This window comes from Brevibacterium sp. UCMA 11754, assembly GCF_021532275.1.
Lineage (GTDB): Bacteria > Actinomycetota > Actinomycetes > Actinomycetales > Brevibacteriaceae > Brevibacterium.
Genome location: NZ_JACBOT010000007.1, coordinates 64,858 through 70,857 on the forward strand (window position 1 = coordinate 64,858; position 6,000 = coordinate 70,857).

The 6,000-nt window shown below is 61.9% G+C and carries 6 protein-coding genes; 3 read left to right on the top strand and 3 right to left on the bottom strand.

Translation table 11 applies throughout. The annotated features are described in order from the left end of the window. Positions 1 to 264 precede the first annotated feature (264 nt). The 3 genes from HX613_RS03880 to HX613_RS03890 all read left to right on the top strand — a co-directional run bounded on the left by HX613_RS03880 (position 265) and on the right by HX613_RS03890 (position 3,683). Positions 265 to 1,707 (top strand): sensor histidine kinase, encoded by a 1,443-nt coding sequence (locus HX613_RS03880; RefSeq protein ID WP_235344165.1) that lies wholly within the window; start codon positions 265 to 267, stop codon positions 1,705 to 1,707. Then, the gene (locus tag HX613_RS03885; RefSeq protein WP_235344166.1) at positions 1,704 to 2,444 is read left to right on the top strand and encodes a response regulator transcription factor; all 741 of its coding nucleotides are present in this window, start codon (positions 1,704 to 1,706) and stop codon (positions 2,442 to 2,444) included. The genes HX613_RS03880 and HX613_RS03885 overlap by 4 nt, the downstream gene beginning before the upstream one ends. An 87-nt stretch (positions 2,445 to 2,531) precedes the next feature. Continuing rightward, a complete protein-coding gene (locus HX613_RS03890; protein ID WP_235344167.1) occupies positions 2,532 to 3,683 on the top strand; it encodes a fatty acid desaturase family protein in 1,152 nt (383 codons plus the stop codon). Positions 3,684 to 3,806: 123 nt separating this feature from the next. Here the strand turns inward: HX613_RS03890 and HX613_RS03895 are convergent, their stop codons facing one another. The 3 genes from HX613_RS03895 to HX613_RS03905 form a co-directional block, all read right to left on the bottom strand. Continuing rightward, on the bottom strand, positions 3,807 to 4,634 hold the full coding sequence (locus tag HX613_RS03895; protein WP_235344168.1) for a hydrolase: 828 nt from the start codon (positions 4,632 to 4,634) through the stop codon (positions 3,807 to 3,809). Positions 4,635 to 4,771: 137 nt separating this feature from the next. Continuing rightward, entirely contained in the window at positions 4,772 to 5,524 is a 753-nt protein-coding gene (locus tag HX613_RS03900) for a hypothetical protein (protein WP_235344169.1), read from the bottom strand. After that, entirely contained in the window at positions 5,473 to 5,940 is a 468-nt protein-coding gene (locus HX613_RS03905; protein WP_235344170.1) for a hypothetical protein, read from the bottom strand. Before HX613_RS03905 ends, HX613_RS03900 begins: the two co-directional genes overlap by 52 nt. Positions 5,941 to 6,000 lie beyond the last annotated feature (60 nt).

Sequence of the window (6,000 nt, forward strand, 5' to 3'; positions counted from 1 at the left end):
TGGTCAGACCGGGCCGACTGGCAGAAGCCAGGGACCGCCTCGGCGGTCTCTGGCTTCTGCTTTCCCATTTTCCGGTCAATGGCAGTTTTCTCTGGTTCAAAGCGGTGTTCTCAGGTTCAAGGCGGTGACGGATCCGATTTCTCACGAGACGCCTAGCCGTGTTTGCTACTGTCACACTGACGAAGTGTGCCAGGTGAGTCGACCTTTCGGGTCGATGCAGGGCCGAATAATCGGCGCAGGGCCGCAGAAGGAGAACCGGAATTCGTGCTGTTCAGCAAGCTGTTCGACAGATTCCTGCCACCGGACCGCAGATTCAACCCTGAGGCGCTGGCTTGGGTGGCCGTGATCTTCACTGCCATCGTGATGCTCGCCGTCGAGTCCTCAATCGCGGTGGGAGTCCATGAAGCTCCTGTGGCCCTGGCGTTCATCGTCACTGTGATCCACGCGGGGTCGATGCCGCTGTCGATGCTGCGCCCGCTCTTCGGCGCGATCGTCTCCGTCGTCGCCTGCGGTGTCCTTCCGCTGCTCGGCCCGTACCTTTCGGGTGCTCCCTGGCCATGGATGGTGCCGATGATGATCACCCAGATCCTCATCATCCTCATTGTGGGCCTCCGTGCCCACTGGGGTGTGGCCTTGGCCGCGCTGCTGGCGAGCATCGCAATCTCAGCGGCGGCTGCCGTCTTCGGGCATATTCAGTACCCCGAGAGCAGGTCGGAATCCTCGATCGTCAACATCGTCATCTTCTCCTGCATCGCAGGTGGCTTCTATGTGGCCGCAGTCATCGTCCAGCAGTGGCATCTAATCCGATCGCAGCTGCTGCAGGAACAGGAGAATACCGCCGAGGAGCATTCGAAGCGCGTCGTGGTCGAGGAGAAGACGCGGATTGCCCGTGAATTGCACGACATCGTCGCCCACAGCATGTCGATCATCAATATCCAGGCCTCGAGCGCACCGTTTCGCCACCCCAACATCGACGCAGACGTGGAGAAGGAGTTCGAAGACATCTCCGTCTCCGCCCGCCACGCCCTCACCGAGATGAGAGGACTGCTGGGAGTTCTGCGCAATGACGATTCGAACCAGCAGCTTGCACCTCAGCCGAAGTTCTCCGAGGTCGAAGGCCTGGTGAAGAAGGCACAACAGGCTGGAGTCAAGGTCACGATGGAACGCAGTGGGGGACCGCTGGATCGCAGCCTGCGCGACAGCACCGGGCTGGCCGGATACCGCATCGTCCAGGAAGCGCTGAGCAACGCCATCCGCCACGCCACCGAGTCCCAGATTCACATCAAGGTCGACAGCGGCGGCACCGCCCTGTGGATCAACGTCGTCAACACTGCCGGGAAGGGCCCGTCGGAGGCGGCGAAGAACGAGGTCCATCGTCATCAGGGCCTCATCGGAATGCGAGAGCGTGCGGCCTCGGTCGGAGGAGAACTCCGCACCGGCTGGACCAGCAGCGGAGGTTTCGAAGTCGAGGCCGTGCTGCCGCTGGCCGTGGCCGATTCGCCTAAGGGCGATTCCGGTAAGCGTGATTCGGGTAAGCGTGATTCGAGCGAGCGCGATCTGGGCGAGGCTGACTCGGGCCCAGATTCAGACATAGCCACAAATTCAGAATCAGACTCACACGACACAGGCATAAACGCAGACGGCTCAGACATAAGCGCAGACGACACATCAGATCAATCGCAGGGTGATGAGAGGAGCAACGCGTGATTCGCATCGTGATTGCTGATGATCAGGCAATGGTTCGAGCAGGCTTCGCCGCGCTGTTGGACGCGCACCCCGACATCGAGGTGGTGGGTCAGGCGCAGGACGGCGTCGAATGCGTCGGCCTCGTCGCCGAGCTGAAGCCTGACATCGTGCTCATGGATGTGCGCATGCCGGAGCTCGACGGCATCGAAGCCACCCGTGAGATCCTCTCGGCCAGATCGCGGCAGGCGGCCCGGCAAACTACGAACCCGCAGGCGTCGAAGTTGGCGTTGAGCACCCAAGACACCAGCGCAATCGACGATGACGTTGTGCGCATAATCATGCTCACGACCTTCGACATCGACGACTATGTCTTCGATGCGATTCGTGCCGGTGCCAGCGGCTTCCTCCTCAAGGATGCCCCACCCAACGAACTCGCCGAGGCAGTGCGGGTGGTGGCATCGGGTGAGGGGCTGCTGGCCCCGAGTGTCACCCGCCGAGTGATCGAGCACTTCGCCGCAGGACCGCAGACATCGAACGCGGCCGCCCTGCCCGACCTCACCGACCGCGAACGCGAGATCCTGGTACTGGTGGCACGAGGTGAGACCAACACGGAGATCGCTGCCTCACTGTTCATCGCGGTACAGACCGTCAAGACCCATGTTTCGCGAATTCTCTACAAACTCGACGCCCGAGACCGCGCTCAGGCAGTCATCGCCGCCTATGAATCCGGGCTCGTCGTTCCCGGCGCCCAGGTCTGATGACACAACCCCCTACCTGGGTAGGGGGTGAAATACGGTGCTCTGGGGTGATGCCAAGTCGATGATCCACCTCGTACGGTAAGTAATATGGAACCAGTAGATGTCGTGAATAGGTCGCTGTCGACGCCCACTCTTGGAAAAGAGACAAGGGCTGAGGTGCTCGAGCGGAGGCGAGCCAATCGCGGTACCGATAAGCAGGAATTCACCAGCGACTTCAGCGCGCTGATGGCTCAGGTCAAAGAGGCCGGTCTGCTGGCACGACGCCCCGGCTGGAACACGCTGCGCTTCGTCCTCATCGGACTCTCCTACGTCGTCGCCTTCGCGATGCTCTTCCTCATCGGCGAGAGCTGGTGGCAGATGGCCACAGCAGTCGTCTTCGGAATCCTCTTCACCCAGACGGCATATGTCGCCCACGACGCAGCTCACCGTCAGATCTTCACCAACGGCAAGGTCGGCGAGTGGGTCTCCACCATCATCGGCAACCTGTTCATCGGTCTCAGCTACGGCTGGTGGCTGAAGAAGCACAACGCTCTCCACCACGCCAACCCGAACAAGGCAGGCGTCGACGGCGACATCGCCCCGGGCGCCCTGATCTTCGACCCCGAAGATGCTAAAGGACTCACCGGAGTGCGGAAGTGGTTCGCCTCACACCAAGGCTGGTTCTTCTTCCCACTGCTGACCCTGGCGGGCCTGCAGCTGCACGTGAACTCGGTCAAGGCGATCCTCGTGGGACAATCCTCGATCAAGCGCCGCTGGATCGAAGGCATCTTCATCGGAATCAGAATCATCGGCTTCCCCCTCCTGGCGATCTGGGCCGCCGGACCTCTCATCGGCATCGTGTTCACCATCGTCCAGGTCATGGTCTTCGGCCTGCACATGGGCGGTTCGTTCGCCCCTAACCACAAGGGACAGCCGATCGTTCCCAAGGATGTGAAGATCGACTTCCTGCGCCGCCAGACATTGATGTCACGCAACATCTCGGGCGGTCGTCCGATGGGCTTCCTCATGGGTGGACTGAACTACCAGATCGAACACCACTTGTTCCCCAGCATGCCCAGCGTCAACCTGCACAAGGTTCAGCCGATGGTCCGCGAGTACTGTGCTCAGAAGGACATCAAATACACGGAGACGACACTCTTCGAATCATTCGGCATCATCGTCCGGTACCTCAACCGGGCCGGACTGGGCCAGGCCGATCCCTTCGACTGCCCAGTCACCGCGCAGTTCCGCTCACGCTGATCTTCACAGCATCGCTGGATTCACCGGCCAGGTCCGTCAACGCGGACCTGGCCGGTTTTGGTTCGTGCCTTGACAGGTGCATTCCGGGCAGGGGCTTTCTGGACAGGAACTCGAGCCGTCTTCTCAGGTGAGCTCGTCGTGGGCACCTGAGACCCATTCGGCGTAGCGTTCGGCCGAGGTTGCCACCGCTTCCTTGGCCCCGGTGGAGATCGTCTGCCCGAAGTTGCCGTACATCCGATCGAAGTCGAGGTCAGCCACCGAGGCTGCGATGCGTCTGACAACACCTGCCGACAGCGGCAGATAGTTGGGGAAGCTGCGCATGAACGTCACCCACCCTGAGCGAGCGACCGGTGCGATCGTGTCTCCACTGAGCATCACGCCTCGGCCGTCCTGGCCGGTCCACATGGCCACCGCGCTGCCGGGGAAATGACCGCCTGTGCGCATCAAGCGGACCCCGGGAACTGGTTCAGCAAACTGATAGTAGCGCCAGATGTTCAATCCCTCGCGCTGGACCCAGCCGGCATCTGCACGGCAGACGAAGATCGGTGCATCGTCGAAGGCCGCGCTCCACTCGAGCTGCAGGCCGAACATGTGAGGATGACTGGCAGCGATGGCCTGAACCCCGCCGAGGTTCGAGACTGCGGCGATGACGTCCTCGTCGATGTAGGGCGGGACCTCGAAGAGCAGGTTGCCATGCTCGGTCTGCGCCAGATAGCACGTCTGTCCGATGCCCAACTTCGGCTCCACACGCAGCGCGTAGAGACCTGGTTCGCGTTCGACGATGGAGACGCTGTGGTGTTCGAACTCGAGTTGTTCACGGGTCGTCCAGTCCTGGCCCGACTCCGGCAGCCACTGGCGCTCATCCGAACAGATCGGACACACATCCGGTGGAGGCGTGCTCGTCTCGACACCGCACGTGCGGCAGATCGTCACGTTCGTCAGTGCTGTCATCGGTGTGTACCCCCTGCACCCGAGGATAGTCGCCGAGTGCAGGTGGGGCCAGGTAACCGGTGGCAGGTGTGGCGTGCCATATCGTCATCTGTTCCACTGCCGTGGGGCGAAGGAACAAGTCAGCTCACGGCAACCCTCTACTTCGAATGAGCCTTGAGGTGGCCGACGAGGATGAGGGCGATGCCCAAGGCGAACCAGCCGATGAGCGCCCACCATTGCATCGCCATGGGTGCATCCGGGAAGTAGGACAGGTTGCGCAGCAGGGTTCCCGAGGCGCCGGGAACGAGGAACTGGCCGATGTCTCCCCAGGCCCCTGCGAGGAACTCCTTCGGTGCCTGGAGTGAGGCGATCGGGTTGCCGATGAACATCGTGAGCACCGCGCCGATCGCTATGCCACCCGGTCCTATCAGTGAGACGAAGCCATTGATGAGTGCCGCAGTCGCTGCTACAGCAAGGCCTGCAGCCAGAACGTTGAGCCCGAAGTTGCCCTGCAGGATGCCGAACCACGTCTGCAGGACGAGGGTGAGGGCGAGTCCGCCGATCGCACCGTAGGCCACGACCGCAACCGCGCGCATGCGGCGAGAGTGGACGAGCATGCTGGTGAGCACGCCGCCGATGATGCCGCCGATGGTCAGGGGCAGACCGGCGATCGCAAGGCCGGCACCGGTGGAATCGTCGTCGTTGAGCGGCACGGCATCCGTGACCGTGACCTCAGGGACCTCCATCGCCGAGGCGTCTGGGGCCTGTGTCTGGTTGCCTGGGTTTTGCTGTGGGGCACCAGGATCGGGCTGAGACCCGGCTGGCTGAGAGGCCGTTGCGAGTGCGTCCTGCATCTCCTTCATTCCGTCCTGCATGCCCGAGATCGCCTGCTTGTCGATCTTCTGCTGCATCTGAGCGGCGATCCCACCCAGCTGCTGGGCAACAGGAGGGAAGCGGCAGTCGAGGTGAGGATCTCAGGGTCGTCGCCAAGCAGGAGTGCTCCGTAGACCTCACGTTCACGGATGAGCTGCTGCGCCTCGGCTCGGGAGTCGACCTTCCTCAGATCGAGCATCCCATCGGGGGCATCGGCCGCGATCTGATCGATCTGTTCCTGATCGCCTACGGCCGCAATCGGAAGATCTTTGGGCTCAGACGTGACAGTCGGCCAGCTGAATGCGAGCAGGATGACTGTGACGATGGCCGCGGCGAAGATTGCGGCGAGCAGTGCCTGTTTGAGGCTGGGCTTGCGCGCACTCGTGTCGGTCGTGCTCGTTCTGCCGTGACCATCGTCGGTGCCGTCCGAGCTGCTGAGGATTCTCGTCGCCATGCCAGTCCTATCCTTGAAAACGAATACTCGTTCTTTTTACTCTTTCGAGTACGATATATC